We start from the raw sequence: 18,120 nt of genomic DNA, 5'->3' as shown, positions 1-18,120 counted from the left end.
TGCAAGGATCGCACTCCTGTTCTCCTTAGGCAAATGCCGGGGCAGAGAAAACGTCCGCCCTCCCGCGGGCGCGATCAGGGCTTCTTATTGCCAATCCCGTTAATAACCGGGTGATAACAGAAATTTAGCCTGCTCAGGTTGCCAATTGGACTCTGCCACCGCAAGCTATCAGGGGTGGCCAGAGGGCAGGGCTCATCCCGCCTTCTGGCCTAGCATCATGACCCCTTATTTTGCTCAACCTTACCCATTTTGGAGGGAATTCAATGAGCCTTATCCAGGAATTCAAGGCCTTTGCTGCCCGTGGCAACGTGATCGACATGGCCGTCGGTATCATCATAGGTGCCGCCTTTGGCAAGATAGTCTCCTCGTTCGTCGGCGACATCATCATGCCCCCCATCGGCATCATCCTCGGCGGGGTAGATTTCAGCGATCTGGCCGTGGTGCTCAAGGCGGCGGAGGGGGACACCCCGGCCGTGGTCATCGCCTATGGCAAGTTTATCCAGACCATCATCGACTTCCTGATCATCGCCTTCGCCATCTTCATGGGTGTCAAGGCCATGAATAGCATGAAGAAAAAAGCGGAAGAGGCCCCGGCCGCCCCCGCAGCCCCCACCAAGGATCAGGAGCTGCTGAGCGAGATCCGCGACTTGCTGAAATCCCAGCAGGGCAAATAACCCCCCTGGTGGTGCATCGCTAAAAAAACCGCGTGAACGCGGTTTTTTTTTGCCCGAAGCGGGGTGACTCAGGCGCGGGGGTGGTGCTCGCCATGAAGCGCCTTGAGCCGCTCGTTGGCCACATGGGTGTAGATCTGGGTGGTGGAGAGATCCGCATGACCCAGCAGCATCTGCACCACCCGCAGGTCGGCGCCATGATTGAGCAGATGGGTGGCGAAGGCGTGGCGCAGGGTATGGGGGGAGAGCTCTCCCTGGATGCCGGCCCGCAGGGCATAGAGCTTGATACGGTGCCAGAAGGTCTGGCGCGTCATCATCTGGGCCCGCTTGGAGGGGAAGACCACGTCCGAGCTGACCCCCCCCAGCAAGAGGGGGCGCCCCTGCCGGTAATAACGCTCCAGCCAGTAAACCGCCTCCTCCCCCATGGGCACCAGCCGCTCCTTGTTGCCCTTGCCCACCACCCGCACCAGCCCCTGGCGCAGGCTGACATGCTCGGCGGTGAGCCCCACCAGCTCGGAGACGCGCAACCCGGTGGCATAGAGCAATTCGAGCATCGCCTTGTCCCTCAGCTCCAGGGGATCCTCCACATTCGGCTCGTCGAGCAATGAGCCCACCTGCCCCTCGCTCAAGTCGGAAGGGAGCTTCTTGGGCAGCTTGGGCCCCTCCAGCAGCACGGTGGGATCATCCCCCCTCAGCTTCTCCCGGTTGAGATACTGGTAGAAACGACGCAGGGCAGAGAGGAAGCGGGCCGTGCTGCTGGCGGCAAAGCCCTGATCCACCCGCCAGGCGAGGTAGTGCTGGATGTCGTCCATCCCGGCCAGCAACAGGGCGCCGCCCTGGCCATCGAGCCAGAGGGCAAACTTGCCCAGATCGACCCGGTAGGAGGCGATGGTGTTGTCTGACAGACCCCGCTCCAGCCAGAGGGCATCGAGGAACTGCTCGATCAAGGGATGAGGCGGCGTGGCGGACGAGGCGGCTTTGCGGGTCATGGCGCGAGTCGGGTTGGGAACGGACCTCCATTCTAACGCCAAGGCGGGGCGAGGCGGCAAGGGTTACCACGCCAGCCCGAAGCAGGATGAGCGGGCTGGGAAGGGGACGCCACTCTCTGGTAAACTCGCCCCTTTACTTGAGCTGGCGGGAAGAGCGATGAAGATTGGTCTGTTTTACGGTTCCACCACCTGTTACACCGAGATGGCCGCCGAGAAGATCCGCACCCTGCTGGGCCCGGAGCTGGTCGACATTCACAACATCAAGGATGTCCCCCTGGCGCGCATGACGGAGTACGAGATCCTGATCCTCGGCATCTCCACCTGGGATTTTGGCGAGCTGCAGGAAGATTGGGAATCCCGCTGGGAAGACATCGCCGATGTCGACCTGGAGGGGCGCATCATAGCCCTGTTCGGCATGGGAGATCAGCTGGGCTATGGCGAGTGGTATCAGGATGCCCTGGGACTCTTGCACGATCAGCTGGTGCCCAAGGGGGTCAGGCTGGTGGGTTACTGGCCCAATGAGGGCTACGAATTCGACGCCTCCAAGGCACTGATCGACGACGGTCGCCACTTCGTCGGCCTGGCCCTCGATGACGCCAACCAGTACGAACAGACCGACGAGCGACTCGAACAGTGGACCCTGCAGATCCTCGGCGAGATCCAGGCACTGCTCTGACAGAACAACCCCCACTGTGGGCCTGGCAAGATCACACCAGACACGGCTCTGACAGAGCGACCCCACTGTGGGCCTGGCAGCCCCTCGGCGAGATCACACCAGGCACGGCTCTGGCAGAGCGCCCCCCACAGTGGGCCTGGCAGCCCCTCGGCGAGATCACACCAGGCAAGGCTCTGACAGAGCGACCCCCACAGTGGGCCTGGCAGCCCCTCGGCGAGATCACACCAGGCACGGCGTCATGCCTTCCCTCGCGCCTGTTTTCTATCGTCGCCATCGGGTTTGGCCTAGCGACTTTTGTACCCTGGTCTGTAACAATGTTAACCAGCGCCCAACATAAGCCTAAAAATCAGGGCGCTGGAAGCAAACAGGAATAGACCAGAAAAGGACATTCTATGAATCAATTCTCTCTCCTGGCCCCCGCCATCGCCCGCGACGTGCTCGATCACGCCCTGGCGCTTGGGGCCGACTTTGCCGAGCTGTTTGTGGAGCGCAAGCGCCGCAGCCAGCTCAGCCTGCTCTCCAGCCAGATAGAAAACATCAGCGGTGGCCTCGATTTCGGCATAGGCGTGCGCCTGTGCTACGGCCACAAGGTGCTCTACGGCTACACCAACCTGGCCGACCGCGACGAGCTGCTGCGTATCGTCACCCTGCTGGCGGCCAAGGACAGGCGTGACCCCCTGGTCACCGCCACCGCCTTCGACTTCACCCGCTTGACCGATCGCAACCCTGTGGTCCTGCCGCTCTCGGCCGACAAACAGCTGGAGCAGAAGATTGCCTACCTGCACACCATGGACGCCGCGGCCCGCGCCGAGAGCGAGCGGGTGAGCCAGTTCTCGGGCAACCTGCTCGGCTGGGAGCAGGAGGTGGAGATCTTCAACAGCGAGGGGCTTTGGATAAGCGATCGCCGCCACTACAACCGCATCATGGCCCAGGCCATCGCCGCCCTTGGCAGCGAGCAGACCATGGGCTACGAAGCCCCCGGCGCCCTGATGGGCTGGGAGCATGCCGAGAGCATAGATCCCCGCGAGCTGGCCCTCACCGCCACCCGTCAGGCGCTGGTGAAGCTGGGGGCAGCCCCCTGCCCGAGCGGCAAGCTGCCAGTCATCATGGAGAGCGGCTTTGGCGGCGTCATCTTCCACGAGGCCTGCGGCCACCTGCTGGAGACCACCTCGGTGGCCAAGAAGGCCTCCGTGTTCCACGACAAGATGGGCCAGCTCATCGCCAATCCGGCGGTCAGCGCCGTGGATGAAGGCTTGCAGAGCAACGCCTGGGGCTCCATCAACATCGATGACGAAGGCATGGCGACCCAGCACACCCAGCTCATCAAGGAGGGGGTACTCACCGGCTTCCTGGTGGACAGGATGGGGGCCCTCAAGACCGGCCATGCCCGTACCGGTTCAGGACGGCGGGAATCCTACAAGTTCGCCCCCACCTCCCGCATGCGCAACACCTATATCGAGCCGGGCAGCCACAGCCTGGACGACATGCTGGCCACCGTCGAGCACGGCATCTATGCCAAGAAGATGGGAGGCGGCTCGGTGCAGCCGGGCACGGGCGAGTTCAACTTCAACGTGCAGGAGGCCTATCTCATCGAGGGGGGCAAGATCACCCGGCCCCTCAAGTCGGCGACCCTGATAGGCACGGGCCCCCAGGTGCTGAAAGAGATCTCCATGGTAGGGAGCAATCTGGCCCTGGCCGCCGGCATGTGCGGTTCGGTTTCCGGCTCTGTGCCCACTTCTGTGGGTCAGCCTGCCCTCAAGGTGGACAATATCCTGGTGGGAGGTAATTCCTGATGAATGACACCATTAAGCTCCTGAAAGTGGACCTGATGCTGATCGGGGGGAACGCCTGATGAGCCAGCTCGACATGAATCAACTGCTCACCCGCCTGCTGGACAAGGTCGCCGATCTCGGCGCCGAGGCGGACATCATCGCCAACCAGGACAAGGCCTTCTCCCTCAAGGCCGACAAGGGCGAGCTCAGTGAATACAAGGTCACCAGCAGCCAGCAGATCGGCATTCGCCTGATAAAGGAGGGCCGGGTCGGCATCGCCTACTCCGAGTCCCTCGATGAACCGGCACTGGATGCCATGGTGCAGGATGCCCTGGATGCCAGCCGCTTTGCCAAGGTCGATGCGGATCAGCGCATCTCGGTGACGGGCAGCCATATCACCACCGACTGCGCCGAGATAAGCCAGCCCGACACCACGGCGGTGGAGGAGAAAATAGCCCTGGCCCTGCGCCTCGAATCGGACATGCTGGCCCTGCCGGCTGTCACCGGTGCCCCCTACAACGGCTTCTTCGAAGGAGAGAGCCGGCTGTGGCTCGCCAACAGCCAGGGCAGCCTCTGCCAGCACCAGGAGTTCAGTGTCGGTTGCCACAGCTCGGCGCTGATCGAGCGGGACGGCCGTCAGTCCATGCACTACCAGGGACAGTACGCACGGCGCTTCGACGAGCTGGAGAGCCAGGCCCTCATCCGCCAGATCCACGCCGTAGCCGATGGCTTGCTGATGGGGGAGGCGGTGCAAAGCGGCCGCTACAGCGTCCTCTTCAGCACAAACTGCCTGGCCAGTCTGTTTGGCTGCTTCCAGTCGGCGCTGTCGGGCAAGTGGGCCCAGCAGGGGATCAACCCCTGGCGCGGCAAGCTTGGGCAGAGTGTGGCGTCCCGCTGGCTCACCCTGGAGAGCCGGGTCCATATGCCGGGGGGCATGAAGATCAAGGCATTCGACGGCGAGGGTGCCGCTACCTCGGATCTGCTGCTCATCGGCGAGGGGGAGCTCAAGACCCTGCTCCACAACAGCGCCACCGCCCGCCATTTCGGCGTGGCCAGTAATGGCGCTGCGGCCCGCAGCGCCCGCAGCGCCCTGGATGTGAGTCCGCGCCACCTGGTGTTCGGGCTCGGCCCTCACAGCGAGAGCGAGGTGCAGGGCGGCGACTATCTGGAGCTGCTCAAGCTCGACGGTCTGCATTCGGGGGCCGATGCGGTGAGCGGCGACTTCTCGTTCGGCGCCTCAGGCTTCCTGTGCCGGGACGGCGAGCGGGTGGCACCGGTGCGCGGCATCACGGTGGCGGGCAACTTCTACCGCCTGCTCGGCGAGCTGGAGGCCGTCGGCAATGTGTTGCACCACGACGATGGCAAGGGCTTCTACGCCCCCCTCATTCGTTTCGGCGGGCTGAGCATCGCCGGCAAGTGAGACCTTCGGACAAGGAGAGCCGCAGCCTGCCGGCACAGAGATGGATCGGTGGCCTGAACCTCGAAGGCAACTGACTGTATACAGCGCAGAAACGGCTGCTCTCCCCCACTCCAAAACGGCGCCTTATGGCGCCGTTTTTTCATTGATGGCGCCCCTGTTCAGCCACTCCTACCCTCAAGGAGCCACCGGTCGCATCGGCCAGAAACCGCTGGAGAATACGAAGATGGACAATACCCTGGTCTGGGCCGACATTCCGACTCGGGATCTGGATCGCGCCATGGCCTTCTATGCCGCCCTGCTCGACGTGGACGTCACGCCGGTACAGGAGGAGATACGCTTCGCCATGTTGCGCCACGACGGCAACAACGCGGCGGCCTGCCTCGGTCCCATGGATGAATACCACCAGCCCGGCGCCGCCGGCCCCCTCATCTACCTTTCCCTGGGCGATCGGCTGGAAGAGGCGCAGCGGCTGGTGCCCGGCCTTGGCGGGCGCGTGCTGGCTCCCCTGCACAGCATTGGCAGCGGCCATGGCTCCCGGGTCATCATAGAGGACACCGAAGGCAACCGGCTCGCCCTCTATGCCCCACCCGGCCCCTGAGTGGCCACCAGAAACAACAACGGCGACCCTGGGGTCGCCGTTGTTGTTACGCCTGGAGCGAGGAGTCGATCACGCCTCGGGATTGAGGCGGGTCGGCATACCGGAACGCTGCTCCAGCGCCTCTTTCACCAGCGCGGAGTCGCTCTCGGCGTTGGCGATGAAGCGGCTGATGGGGGCGGTCAGCTTGAGGGGCACGGGGGCATTGGAGTTGAACTCCGCCTCGCTGCGCGACAACGGCTCATGGACCTCCAGGTAGCGGCTGCCGTCCGGCTCCACCGTGGCCTTGACCGGCTGGTTGACGAACTGGACGCGAGTCCCGACCGGCACGTTGTCAAACAGGTACTTGATGTCGTCGGCACGCAGGCGCACGCAGCCGCTGCTCACCCGCAGGCCGATGCCGAAGGTGGCATTGGTACCATGGATGGCGTAGAGGTTGCCGATATAGAGGGCGTGCAACCCCATGGGGTTGTCCGGACCGGCCGGCCAGACCGCCGGCAGTGTCTTGCCCTGGGCAGCATAGCGGCGACGGATGTTCTCGGTCGGAGTCCAGGTCGGGTTGGCGCGCTTGCGCTCCACCTTGGTGACCCAGTTCTCCGGGGTATTCACCCCCAGCTGGCCGATACCGATGGGCAGCACATGCACCACCTTCTTGCCCTTGGGATAGTAATAGAGGCGCATCTCGGCCACGTTGACCACTATGCCTTGGCGCGGTGCGTCCGGCAGGATCAGCTGGTGGGGGATCACCAGTGTGCTGCCCGGCGTCGGCAGGAAGGGATCCACCCCGGGGTTCGCTTCCATGATATTGGTCAGCCCCAGCTGGAAGTCGGCGGCAATCTGCTCCAGCGGGCGATTGTCGGCGGGCACCACGTATTCCTGGTTCTCGCCGATCAGGCGGCTGTTGGCCGCGGGCAGAGCATATTCAACGGCGGCGGCCTGCTGGCTGACCAGCATCAGACTGCACAGCAGGGCCGAGGTGGCGGTGCTAACCGCGGTACTAAAGGCGTTCATACAATTCCTATGAGTGTTCCTGTCAACCAGGTCAGGGTGGTGCCCGTTCATCCCTTGATGAACACGGCGGCACGGCTGGTGCGCATTCTTCCCTGCCGAGGCGCAAATTTCAACGTCCAGACGGGGGATTTCTCACCCAGGGCGCCGCTTTTACCACCCTTTGCGTCATTTACCTTATCGCGCCCCACCTGATTATTCCATGAACAGGAGGGCGGGCCCCCGACCAAGCCCCCACCGGCACTCCGTGAGACGGCTCACAATCGAAGTCACTTGAAACCAAACTGCAGGGTTCGCGCCCTATAATGCCCGCGCCGCAAAAGGGCAATCTTCATAGTCGCTACGGAAAATATAATGAAACTGATCCCCAAGACCCTGCTCGCCGCTGCCATTTCCCTCGGATTGATGGCAGGCTGTCACAGCAACAATGACTCCAAGGCCCCTGATCCCATGGTTCGCTTCGCTACCTTCAACCTCTCCTTCGATCGCACCGCCCCCGGCATGCTCTCCGGCGAACTGGCGCTGGACCGCGCCGCCCAGGACGCCCTGCTGGCCCGCCTCGCCGACGGCACCTTGAGCGGGGCGGAGAAGACCAGGGCCCTCGACGTGCAGCAGATCCGCAATATCGCCGAAATCATCCAGCGCACCCGGCCGGATGTCTTCCTGCTCAACGAGTTCGACAACGACGGCAAGGGGGAGAGCACAGCCGATCTCAAGGCCTTCAACGACAACTACCTGGCCCACGCCCAGCACGGCGAGGTGCAGGCCATCAGCTACCCTGTGATGCAGAATTTCGCCACCAACACAGGGCTGATGAGCGGCCACGACCTCAATCTGGATGGCAAGCGCAACAGCGGGCCGGACGACGCCTGGGGCTTTGGCAACTACCACGGCCAGTACGCCTTCGCCCTGATGTCGAAGTATCCCATCGACACCAAGGGGATCCGTACCTTCCAGCACTTCAAGTGGAAGGACATGCCGGGCGAGACGAACCCCGTCATCGACGACTGCAACAACCCCAGGGCGCCGATCCCGGCGGGTCGCCAGTGCGGCGAGCCCTGGTATGACGCCGCCGCCTGGGAGCAGTTCCCGCTCTCCTCCAAGAATCACGCGGACGTGCCGGTGCGCATCAAGCAGGGCAACAAGGAGGAGGTGGTCCACTTCCTCATCTCCCACCCCACGCCCCCCATCTTTGGCAATGCGGCGCGCCACAACGTCAAGCACAACCGGGCCGAGGTCGCCTTCTGGCAAGACTATGTGGAGAGCGCCAGCTACATGGTGGACGACGCCGGCAAGGCGGGCGGCCTGCCACAGGGTGCCCGCTTCGTCATCGCCGGGGATCTCAACGCCGATCCGCAAGCAGGCGATGGGGATCTCAGTGCCATCCAGGACTTGCACAACCATGTGCTGGTCAACCAGGCGGTCACCAATGGCGCCCTGATCCCGGTGAGCCAGGGGGGCCCGGAGTGCCTCGCCAGCCAGCCGGATCTGTGCAAGCGCAACAACAACCGCACCACCCCGGAGCGCATCACCAGCAGCAGCGGCCTGCAGCTCGATCACCTGATCCCCTCAGCCAACCTCAATGCCATCGCCTCTGGGGTGTTCTGGCCGGCCAGCTTCGAGCCGGGCTACCACCTGGTGTATGACGCACAGCTTGGCATCGCCAAGGGGGTCAGCTCGGATCACCGCCTGGTGTGGGTGGACTTCGAACTGGACCAGTGATGTTCAGGGGAACGCAATGAAAAGCGGGGCCATGATGGCCCCGCTTTTTTTTGCCTCTGGCCCTACACCAGCTTCTCCACCCGGGCCGGCAAGCCCTGGCGCGCCGAGGAGCCGATGGCCCAGTCCACCAGGGGGTAACGGCCGTGACGGCTGGGATCCAGCACCGCCAGATCGTTGAGGTTCACCCCGGCGCCGCGCAGGGCACTGGCCACCACCTCCTTACCGTCGACCCAATGCGCCCTCGCCCCCAGCTCCTTGTGACCGAAGCCGTGCTCGATGGCGATGGCATCTTCCTGCACCCCGGCCACGCACTCCGCCAGCCCGATCACGCTGCCATTGGGGGTGCTGACCCGCACCCTGTCCCCGCTCACTATGCCAAGGCGGGCCGCCGTCTGGACGTTGAGCCGCACCCCGTTGCTGGGGTGCACCTGACGCAGGCGATCCGAGCCGATGCTCATGGAGCTCATGGTGTGGGACTTGTAGCTGGTGAGCAGCAGGGGCCACTGGGCCGGCTTGAACGCCTCCTTGAGCGGCGTGCCGTCCGCGAGCTGGGGGCGGAAGAAGCGCGGGGTGCCGCTCAAGTATTGGCCGCTCTGGCTGTGGCGCCGGCTACCCACCGCCGGGTTCCACACCATCAATGGCTTGGGCCAGCGCTTGCTCGGCTGCCCCGAATCATCGCGCCCCTTGGCCACCGGCTCGAAGCGCCCGCCCCGGGCGAAGAGGTAGGCGGCGCGACTCGCCTCCTCCGCGCTCAGTGTGGCGTTGAGGATCGGCATAATGCGCTCCACCCCGGACCAGGCGAGATCCTCAGGCCCAATGGCGGGTACTGGCTCACCCAGATAGGCGACGTTGGCCGCACCATAGAGGGAGAAGTCCGCCGCCTTGTGAAGACCGTACAGCTTGCCATCCGCCCCTTTGAGGGCCCCCTCGCCAAAGCCCGGCAACCCCAGGCGTTTGGCCACCGCGATAAAGAAGGACTCCATGCAGACCGGATCACCCTCGGCGGTCTTGGCGACACGGGGCTCCACCACGGGCCAGCGGCCGGTGGAGACCTTGGTCATGACCCCGTGCCAGGCGCTGGCCCAGCCCCAGGACTCGTAAGTCAGGGTGTCTGGCACTATGTAGTCCGACAGCGCCGAGGATTCGTTGATGAAGCTGTCGATGCTGACAAAGAGCGGCAGCACGGCAGGGTCCTTGAGCTGCTCGCCTATGGCATGGCTGAGCCCCGCCTGACCGTAGAGGGGGTTGCCCATGTGGTTGATCCAGGCTTTGGCACGGTAGGGATAACCGTTCACCGCCGCGGTCAGGTGCTCGCCGAGCAGGGGGCCCGAGATGGGGAACCAGGGCTCGTGAGCCGGATAGGGGTTCTGCCCCGCCTCTTTCTTGCGGCGATATTCGGAGGTCTTCTCGTAGGGGAACTTGGAGCGGGACAGGAAGACACCGGCGGGTTTCACCATGCCGGGGAAACTCGCCAGATCGTAGCGCGGCCCGGCGCCGAAGGGGTCGAACTTGCCGCCGCTCGCCACGGCGCCGCCCCGGGCGTTGAGGTTCCCTATCATGGCGTTGAGCATCATGATGGCCCAGGCCGAATAGAAGCCGTTGGCGCTCATGGTGCCACCATGGGTGATCACCGCCGCCCGGGTGCCGTGGCTGGTGAACTCCCGCGCCAGCTCCTTGATGTCGCTTACCGGCACGGCGCACTCGGCGCTGTATTGCTCGAGAGAGTGCTCCCGGCTCGCCTCGGCCAGTAGCTGGAAGCTGCTCTTGACCCTCAGCTCCCCCTTGGGGCCCTGAATGGGGCGATCCACCCAGAGCCGGGCCCGCTCACACTGGCCTGCGGGTCTCGGCTCGTCGCTCCCCTCCTCGACCACCAGCACCGCATCCCCCTCGCCATAGGGCTCACCGCCGTGGGACAGCCCCAGATCGCTGGCGTGCAGCATCTGGCCGAAGCGCGGGTGGGTCTCGTCGCAGACAACCAGATGGCTGGCGTTGCAAAAGCCGCGATAGCCGGCCCGCTCGGCGGCCTCGGCATGGGGGGCCGCCAGGAAGGGCTCGGCATAGCGCTCGTTGTCGATGATCCAGCGCAGCATGGCCATGGCCAGCGCCGAGTCCGTGGCGGGCCGGATGGGCAGCCAGCGGTTGGCGGGGGCGGACGGCAGGTTCACCGTGTTCGGCAGGCTGGGGGCCACCACCACGTAGGAGAACGGCTTGCCCTGCCGCGCCCGCCCTGCCGCCAGCTGGCGGGACTGGCGCTTGAAGGGGTTGCCGGACTGCTGGGGGGAGGTGCCCATGAACAGCAGGAAGTCGCTCTCGTCCCAGTCGGGCTTGAGGTGGGCGTTCTTCTCCAGATCGTCCAGCAGGGCGCCGGCCCCGACCCGGAACGACAGGCCGCAGTAGGCGCCGTGGTTCGCGAAATTGCGGGTGCCGAAGCTGTTGAAGGTGAAGCGCTTGATGAAGGCGTCGCGCCCCTCGTCCGAGGCGTTGCTCACCAGCAGCTGGTTCGCCCTGGGGCCATATTCCGGGCTCGCCGGGTCCAGCGGCTCATTGAGGTTGCGGATGGCTCTGAGCCCCTCCACTTTCCCCTCCCCGAACAGGTCGCCCCCCTCCACCACCTCCTCGATCAGCTGCTCGAAGGGAATGCTCTGCCAGCGGCCGCTGCCGCGGGGGCCGACCCGCTTGAGGCAGCGGGTGACCCTGTGGGGGCTGTCGAGCTGCTCCAGCATGGCGTTGCCCCGGGCGCAGGCGGTGGAGCGCCCCTCCAGCCCCCCTTCCTGATGGCCGCTGGTCGCGAGCAGCGCCTGCTTGACCGGCGTCTTGAAGTCGATGTGGTGCAGGGCGGAGAGCGGGTGGTAGGGGTTGCCCAGGATGCGCACTATCCTGTCGCTCTCGTTATCGATGCGAGCCCGCACCCCGCACAGGGTCCAGCAGCCGAGGCACATGGTGTTGGCGAGGCGCTGATCCGGGTTGGGATGAAGCTCCCCCTGCCCGTCGACCCTGTACTCCACGGCGAGCGAGTTGCCGTGAATGGGATCCCGGGTCGGCTTGCCCGAGCTGCCGGTGGCCAGCCCGCTCGCCACCTGCTTGAGGGTATCGCTGTAACCGGCCACGAAGAGCCCCGTGCCCCCGGCGATGGCGGCGCCCTTGAGAAATTTGCGTTTGCTGTGATCCATCAGATTGCCTCGCGGGCGGAATGGGTGGTGGCTGCCTGGGTGGCAGAGGAAGTGGTGGCAGATGGCAGAGCCGGGGCGCGCACCAGCTCGGAGAGCACCACCAGCAGGGCCAGCAGCAGGCCGAAGGTGCCGAGGATGCCGAGCACCCCGGCCGGCCCCCAGGCTATCTGGTAGACATAGACGCCGGCCCCATATTTCGGCGCCAACTGCCCCTGAATGAGCACCAACCAGCGCAGGCCCCACACCAGGTGCAGTGCCAGCAGCCCCAGACCCCAGGTTTGCAGGCGGGGGGAGAATCGGTGCCCCGCCAGCAGCAACAGGCCGAGCAGGCCGAGGGTCAGCAGCAGCCAGTGGGCCGCCAGCCGCCAGCTAGGATCCAGCCGATAGAGGGCCGCCGCCTCAGCCGCCGAGGCGCCACCGAGCAGGGCCCAGCCCAGCAGGGAGAGCACGAGCAGGGCCAGGGTCGGGCGGATCTGGCGCAGCAGATCTGCCTCGGTACGCCCCTGCCAGCCCGCCAGCAGGCGGTTGAGCAGCAGCAGGGCGCTCTGGGCCGCCAGCAGGGCGCTCAGCGCCAGCAGCCAGGGCAACCAGGGGGTATGCCAGAGGGGGCGCGCCTGCACCGCCATGGTCTCGAGCCCGGTGTAGAGGGCTATGCTGAGCCCGCTCAAAGCCGCCATCAAAGCAAGCGGTTTGAGCCAGGGCTCGCCGGACCAGTTCCCCAGGCAGAGCAGCCGCGCCAGGGCGGCGACCCTGTCCTGCTCCTCGCCGCGCCTGGCCAGGTTGGGCCTTATCAGCAGCCAGCCAAACAGCATGCTGAGCAGGCTGAACAGCGGCAGCAGGTAGGCGCCATACCACATGATGGAGGTGAAGCGGGTCTGGGCGTAGAAGTGCCAGGCCCGGGCGGGCTGGTGCAAGTCCGCGGTCAGGGCTATGGGCGCCACCACCCCTGCCCCCATCATCAGCACGGCGGCCAGGGTCTGCAGCCGCCGATCCGGTGCCTTGCGCCACAGATCGGCCGCGCCCAGCCAGAGGGCCCCATAGGCGAGGCCAATGAGGAAGAAATATTGCACCGCCCAGGGCAGCCAGGTGATGGGTTGATCCGGGGCCAGCAGTTCGTTAATGGTCATGGGCTATCTCCTTGCCGTCGTCGCCGAGCAGGGTGCGCTGCGCCGGGTGGCCGTCGATCTTGCTGACGAAGGCCTCATCCATGCCGAGATAGAAGACCCGCGGCTGGGTATGGGCCTCGGGCTTGAGCACCTTGAGGGCCGGCTCGTATTCCCGCAGCAGCCGGCTTATCTGGCTCTTGGGATCGTTGAGATCCCCTATGATGCGCGCCTCGCCGACGCAGCTCTCCACACAGGCGGGCAGCAATCCCGCCTCCAGCCGGTGGGCGCAGAAGGTGCACTTGTCGGCGGTGTTGGTCTCATGGTTGATGAAGCGGGCGTCATAGGGGCAGGCCTGCACGCAGTAGCCGCAGGCGACGCACCAGTCGTTGTTGACCACCACTATGCCGTCATCGCGCTGGAAGGTAGCGCCCGTGGGGCAGACGTCGAGGCAGGCGGGCTCGGCGCAGTGGTTGCAGAGCCTGGGCAACATCAAGAGGGAGGCGGGGGCATCGAGTGCCGCCACATCGCTCACCTCGTACTGGCTGACAGTGGTGCGAAACTGGCCGAGGGGGGGCTGGTTCTCTATGGTGCAGGCCACTGTGCAGGCCTGGCAGCCGACGCAGCGGCGCAAGTCGATCAGCATGCCGTAACGCTTGCGGCCATCCCCCCGGCCGATGGCCGCCCGCCCATTGCGGGGCACGGGGACGGACTGGGCCTGAGCGACGGGGATCAGGGCCGCCCCTGCGGTGAGGGCGGCGATCCCGGATAACAATCGGCGCTTGCTGAGCTCCATGGCTTCTTTCCTTCTGCTGAGCTGGCTTCCCCCAAGAGGGGGGTTGGGCCGATTGTCCGCAACGCAGCAAGTCGCCTCTATTGTGGTTTTCCACATACCGGGAGCCGGGTTGATCCAGCGCAATAAAACCGGCCCCATAACCGCCAAACTGTGACCTAAGCCCCATTCGCCGCCCCATCACGGCGCCAGGGCGGCCCAGCACATCGCCCCGGTGATAGACTGGCCTCCCCCCATCTGCCGCCCAAGGAGAGCGCCCTGTTCCGTCACGCCCCCTCATCGCTCGCCCGCCAGGCCCTGTTGCTCTGGATCTGGGTCGCCCCTGCCCTGGCCGGGCCTGTGCCCCCACCGACCGAGCCGGAGCAGGTCCAGAGCGAGCCGGTCCGAATAGGGGTGCTGGCGACCCGTGGCCCGGCGCTGGCGCGAGCACAGTGGCAGCCGCTGATGGGCTGGCTGAATGAGCGCGTGCCAGAGCGGCGCTTCGCGCTGGTGCCCCTGGAGCTCGATGCCCTGGCCGAGGCCGTCGCGCAAAGCAGGCTCGACTTTGTCATCACCAACCCGGGCCAGTCGGTCAGCCTGGCGCGCCAGTATCCGCTGGCCTGGCTCGCCACCCTCAAGAGCCCGGCCGGGGGTGACAACCTCGCCATAGGCGCCGCCCTGGTGGTGCGCGCCCATGCCCCCTACCTGCACTGGCAGGATCTCGAAGGGCGGCCGGTCGCCGCCGTGTCGGAAAACGCCTTCGGTGGCTACCTCGCCTACCGCTTCGAGGCGGACGAGCAGGGGGTCAGGCTGGAGCGCTTCTTCTCCGCCGTGCGCTTCACCGGCACCGGCTTCCCCCTCGATCGGCTCATCGAGCAGCTGGCGGCGGACCAGGTGGCCGCCGCCATAGTGCCGGTGTGCCAGCTGGAGCGCATGGTGCGGGAGGGCAAGGTCGCCGACTCGGATTTTCGGGTGCTGGACAACCAGGCGCCGGCGGGCTTTGGCTGCCAGAGCTCGACCCGGCTCTACCCGAACTGGGCCTTCGCCCAGACGGAGCAGGCTTCCCCTGCGCTTGCCCTGGCGGTGACGCGAGCGCTGTTCGACCTGCCAGCAGACAGCGAGGCAGCCATGGCCGCCGATTCGGCGGGCTGGACAGTGCCCACCAGCCAGCTTGGCATCGACCGCCTGCTCAAGGCGCTGGATCGCCACCCCCTGCAGGGCCCCTGGTGGCAATCGGCCTGGCACTGGCTGCGCCAGCATCAGCAGTGGGGCTGGGGCGCCCTGGCGCTGGTGCTGCTGCTCGGTGGCCACCACCTGCTGCTGCAACGGCTGTTCAACCGCAGCCAGCGCCGACTGCTCGCCACCCGCCAGCAACTCGAGGAGAAGGGACGCCAGCTCGAGCAGGCCAGGCGCCTCGCCGAACTCGGCGAACTCGGCGCCAACATGGCCCACGAGATCAACCAGCCCCTCACCGCCATCGCCAACTACAGCCAGGGTGCCCTGCTGCGCCTCGCGAGGCAGGGGCAGGATCCGGTCACGGCCGCATCACAGGAGCCCCTGCGCCAGGCCCTGGAGCAGATTGGCCTGCAGGTCCAGCGCATCACCCAGACAGTCAACCGGCTGAGAGCCCGGCTGCAAAAGCGCCCGCGCCAAGCCGAGCCCACGGACCTGGTCGCCCTGGTGGAGGGCCTGCAGCCCCTGCTCGGTCAGATGCTGGCCCCCCTCGGCGTCACCTTCACCCTGCGCTGGCAGGGGCAGCCGCGCCTGCTCCCCCTGGATGGCATAGGGGTGGAGCAGTTGCTGATGAACCTCATCAAGAATGGCGCCGAGAGCGCGGCCCGAACGGACGGCCCAGCGGCGCAAAGGGCTGAACCGGGCCGGGTCGAGCTGCTTGTCTGCTTCGAGGCGGCGCTCTTGATCCTGGAGATCCGCGACAACGGCCCCGGCCTGAGGATGCCAGAGGCCTGGCTGCAGCAGGCGTTTCACAGCGACAAGGACGACGGCATGGGGCTGGGGCTCGCCATCTGCCGGGACGTGATCGAGTGTCATCGCGGCCAGCTCGCCTTGATCAACCTGAGCCCCCATGGCTGCCTGGCCCGAGTGATCCTGCCCGCCCCTCAGCAGCGGCTTGAGGCCGCTCCCCATCCCAATCCAAGGAGCTGACATGCAACCCACTGACCGCCCTCCCCTCTACCTGGTCGATGATGATCAGGCCGTGCTCGACTCCCTGCGCTTCATGCTGGAGAGCTGCGACGAGCGGCAGCTGCGCTGCTTTGCCGACGGCGAGCGCTTCCTGGCAGAGGTCGATCTGCGCCTGCCCGCCTGTCTCATCCTGGATTGCCGCATGCCGGGGCTGTCGGGCCCCGAGGTGCAGCAGCGGCTGAAGGCGGCCCAGAGCCCCATCGCCATACTGTTTCTCACCGGTCACGGGGAGGTGCCCCTGGCGGTGGAGTCCCTCAAGCAGGGGGCGGTGGATTTCTTGCAAAAGCCGGTGCAGCTGGCCCCCCTGCTCGCCGCCATCGCGCGGGCCGAGCAGGCGACCCTAGCCGCGGCGGCGCGGCTTGCCCATCGGCACGCTTTCGAGCGGCTCACCCCCCGCGAGCACCAGCTGTTGCAGCTCATCGCCCAAGGCCACAAGAACCAGCAGATAGCGCAGGATCTCTGCATCTCGGTGCGCACCGTCGAGGTGTGCCGCGCCAGCCTGATGAGGCGGCTCGAGGTGGGCTCACTGGCCGAGCTGATGCTGCGCTATGCGGCGGTCAATGGGCAGCCCTGAATCGCTCACGCCATGGGCAAACCCCAGCCCCGGGAGATAAAACGTGGCGAGATCACACACTTGGCGCCGCCTTGGGGGTAGAGTAGCCCCTTCCCTTTATCAGGGCCGACCTAGGTCCTGCGCATTATTTCGAGGAGACATCATGGAACTGCTGTTACTGAGCAACGGAAAAACCACCGAACACCCGGGCCTGCTCGGCTGGGCCCGCGACCGGGTGCAGACCCTGCTCGCCCGCAAACAGGTCAAGCGCATTCTGCTCATCCCCTATGCGGTGATCCGCAGCGACTGGGATGCCCGCGCCCAGGATCTCAGCGAGAGCCTGGGAGTGGAGACCATCAGCATCCACCAGTTCGACGATCCCGTGGCGGCCATCAACCAGGCAGACGCCATCTTTATCAGCGGCGGCAACACCTGGCGCCTGAACCAGCTGCTGCACGAATACGGTCTGGTGGTGCCCATCCAGCGCGCCGTGCGTGAACGGGGCGTGCCCTATGTGGGCTGGAGCGCAGGTTGCAACGTGGCGACCCCGAGCATCCGCACCACCAACGACATGCCGGTGTGCAGCGCCGCCGTGCTGCCGGCCCTGGGCCTGTTCCCGCTGCAGATCAATCCCCACTATCTGGACGCCAGCATCAGCGGCCACATGGGGGAGACCCGGGACGAGCGGCTCGCCGAGTTCTGCGCCATCAACCCGAGCGAGTTCGTGGTGGCCCTGCGCGAAGCCAGCCTGCTGCAGATCAGCGGCGAGAGCGGCGGCGAGACAGTCGAGTACTGGAGCGTGCGCGGCGAAGGCTTCAAGATCTTCAAGCACGGCGAGGCGATCCAGGAGCATGAGGACGCAGCTCCCCTGGCCGCCCTCACCCCCTTCATCCCCAAGATCTGAGTCAGGGGCGCCGCAATGAAAAGAGGGATGGCCAGGGCCATCCCTCTTTTCACCTGGCATGGGGTCACAACCCGGCGCTGCCCTGATACTGGGCGGCGCTGATGAATTTGCCAAACGACTCGCACCATATGATGGCGGTGGTGTAGATATCCGGATTGACATGGCCGGGCACGGAGATCACGAAGCTGTCGAAGCTGCGCACATCCCCTACCAGCGCCATCTTGTCCTTGAGCGCCAGGAAGTCCACCTCCGTCTCGACGAAGGTCGGTGAGAGATAGAGCTTGTAGTCCGGCCCCGGAGCCATCTCCCCCACCATGGCAATGGCATGATCACCCACGAACAACCTGCCCTGCGCCCAATGCAAGGAGTCGCTGCCCGCCAGCTCCCGGCGAAACGTCCCCTGGTAGTGCGCGGCATCCTGGGCCAGTTGCAGGCTCGCCTGGGCAGGGGTATGGGACTGCGCCACCAGGATTGGCAAGGCATAGATGCCCGCCATGAAGCCCAGCACAGCCACCAGACCATGGGATACCAGATTTCTTGCCAACCGCGCCATCCTTGCGCTC

At 65.7% G+C, this 18,120-nt stretch carries 15 protein-coding genes; 9 read left to right on the top strand and 6 right to left on the bottom strand.

Features of this window, described 5'->3' with window-relative positions:
• Positions 1 to 263 precede the first annotated feature (263 nt).
• Positions 264 to 674: a large-conductance mechanosensitive channel protein MscL gene (mscL, locus tag BN1119_RS01595; protein WP_041992893.1), complete on the top strand. Its 411-nt coding sequence runs from the start codon at positions 264 to 266 to the stop codon at positions 672 to 674.
• Between the two features lie 68 nt (positions 675 to 742).
• Here the strand turns inward: mscL and xerD are convergent, their stop codons facing one another.
• On the bottom strand, positions 743 to 1,660 hold the full coding sequence (gene xerD / locus BN1119_RS01590) for a site-specific tyrosine recombinase XerD (protein ID WP_041992890.1): 918 nt from the start codon (positions 1,658 to 1,660) through the stop codon (positions 743 to 745).
• A gap of 157 nt (positions 1,661 to 1,817) precedes the next feature.
• On the opposite strand from xerD, the gene fldB reads away from it, so the two are divergent.
• The 4 genes from fldB (at position 1,818) to BN1119_RS01570 (ending at position 6,126) form a co-directional block, all read left to right on the top strand.
• Complete coding sequence (gene fldB, locus BN1119_RS01585; RefSeq protein WP_041992887.1) at positions 1,818 to 2,336, top strand: flavodoxin FldB; 519 nt, start codon at positions 1,818 to 1,820, stop codon at positions 2,334 to 2,336.
• Positions 2,337 to 2,728: 392 nt separating this feature from the next.
• Positions 2,729 to 4,129 carry a TldD/PmbA family protein gene (locus BN1119_RS01580; protein ID WP_041992884.1) on the top strand — a complete coding sequence of 467 codons (1,401 nt, stop codon included), beginning with the start codon at positions 2,729 to 2,731 and terminating at the stop codon, positions 4,127 to 4,129.
• Positions 4,130 to 4,187: 58 nt separating this feature from the next.
• Positions 4,188 to 5,528, top strand: a complete 1,341-nt coding sequence (locus BN1119_RS01575; protein WP_041992881.1) for a TldD/PmbA family protein — start codon at positions 4,188 to 4,190, stop codon at positions 5,526 to 5,528.
• 223 nt (positions 5,529 to 5,751) lie between these two features.
• On the top strand, positions 5,752 to 6,126 hold the full coding sequence (locus tag BN1119_RS01570; RefSeq protein WP_041993806.1) for a VOC family protein: 375 nt from the start codon (positions 5,752 to 5,754) through the stop codon (positions 6,124 to 6,126).
• A gap of 69 nt (positions 6,127 to 6,195) precedes the next feature.
• On the opposite strand, the gene BN1119_RS01565 is transcribed toward BN1119_RS01570, so the two are convergent.
• Positions 6,196 to 7,134, bottom strand: coding sequence for a L,D-transpeptidase family protein (locus BN1119_RS01565; protein ID WP_041992878.1), 939 nt, complete (start codon positions 7,132 to 7,134; stop codon positions 6,196 to 6,198).
• A gap of 351 nt (positions 7,135 to 7,485) precedes the next feature.
• Between BN1119_RS01565 and BN1119_RS01560 the strand changes: the two genes are divergently transcribed.
• On the top strand, positions 7,486 to 8,853 hold the full coding sequence (locus BN1119_RS01560; RefSeq protein ID WP_041992875.1) for an endonuclease/exonuclease/phosphatase family protein: 1,368 nt from the start codon (positions 7,486 to 7,488) through the stop codon (positions 8,851 to 8,853).
• A gap of 62 nt (positions 8,854 to 8,915) precedes the next feature.
• On the opposite strand, the gene BN1119_RS01555 is transcribed toward BN1119_RS01560, so the two are convergent.
• From BN1119_RS01555 to dsrO, 3 genes are read right to left on the bottom strand one after another with little or no spacing between them, the layout of a single operon-like run.
• Positions 8,916 to 12,023 (bottom strand): tetrathionate reductase subunit A, encoded by a 3,108-nt coding sequence (locus BN1119_RS01555; protein WP_041992872.1) that lies wholly within the window; start codon positions 12,021 to 12,023, stop codon positions 8,916 to 8,918.
• Positions 12,023 to 13,150 (bottom strand): NrfD/PsrC family molybdoenzyme membrane anchor subunit, encoded by a 1,128-nt coding sequence (gene nrfD / locus BN1119_RS01550; RefSeq protein ID WP_041992869.1) that lies wholly within the window; start codon positions 13,148 to 13,150, stop codon positions 12,023 to 12,025. Before nrfD ends, BN1119_RS01555 begins: the two co-directional genes overlap by 1 nt.
• Entirely contained in the window at positions 13,140 to 13,922 is a 783-nt protein-coding gene (gene dsrO / locus BN1119_RS01545) for a sulfate reduction electron transfer complex DsrMKJOP subunit DsrO (RefSeq protein ID WP_041992866.1), read from the bottom strand. The genes nrfD and dsrO overlap by 11 nt, the downstream gene beginning before the upstream one ends.
• Before the next feature lie 336 nt (positions 13,923 to 14,258).
• Here dsrO and BN1119_RS01540 point away from each other — a divergent pair, with 336 nt between their 5' ends.
• The 3 genes from BN1119_RS01540 to pepE all read left to right on the top strand — a co-directional run bounded on the left by BN1119_RS01540 (position 14,259) and on the right by pepE (position 17,557).
• Positions 14,259 to 16,061 carry a sensor histidine kinase gene (locus BN1119_RS01540; protein WP_244463662.1) on the top strand — a complete coding sequence of 601 codons (1,803 nt, stop codon included), beginning with the start codon at positions 14,259 to 14,261 and terminating at the stop codon, positions 16,059 to 16,061.
• Position 16,062: 1 nt separating this feature from the next.
• On the top strand, positions 16,063 to 16,674 hold the full coding sequence (locus BN1119_RS01535) for a response regulator transcription factor (protein WP_041992860.1): 612 nt from the start codon (positions 16,063 to 16,065) through the stop codon (positions 16,672 to 16,674).
• A gap of 142 nt (positions 16,675 to 16,816) precedes the next feature.
• On the top strand, positions 16,817 to 17,557 hold the full coding sequence (pepE, locus tag BN1119_RS01530; RefSeq protein WP_041992857.1) for a dipeptidase PepE: 741 nt from the start codon (positions 16,817 to 16,819) through the stop codon (positions 17,555 to 17,557).
• 64 nt (positions 17,558 to 17,621) lie between these two features.
• On the opposite strand, the gene BN1119_RS01525 is transcribed toward pepE, so the two are convergent.
• On the bottom strand, positions 17,622 to 18,110 hold the full coding sequence (locus tag BN1119_RS01525) for a DM13 domain-containing protein (protein ID WP_041992855.1): 489 nt from the start codon (positions 18,108 to 18,110) through the stop codon (positions 17,622 to 17,624).
• Positions 18,111 to 18,120: the final 10 nt, after the last annotated feature.

Source organism: Aeromonas bivalvium, assembly GCF_000819765.1.
GTDB classification, from domain to species: Bacteria; Pseudomonadota; Gammaproteobacteria; order Enterobacterales; family Aeromonadaceae; genus Aeromonas; species Aeromonas bivalvium.
Note: the sequence above shows the minus strand (reverse complement) of the source record. Positions and strands in the feature narration are given on the sequence as shown.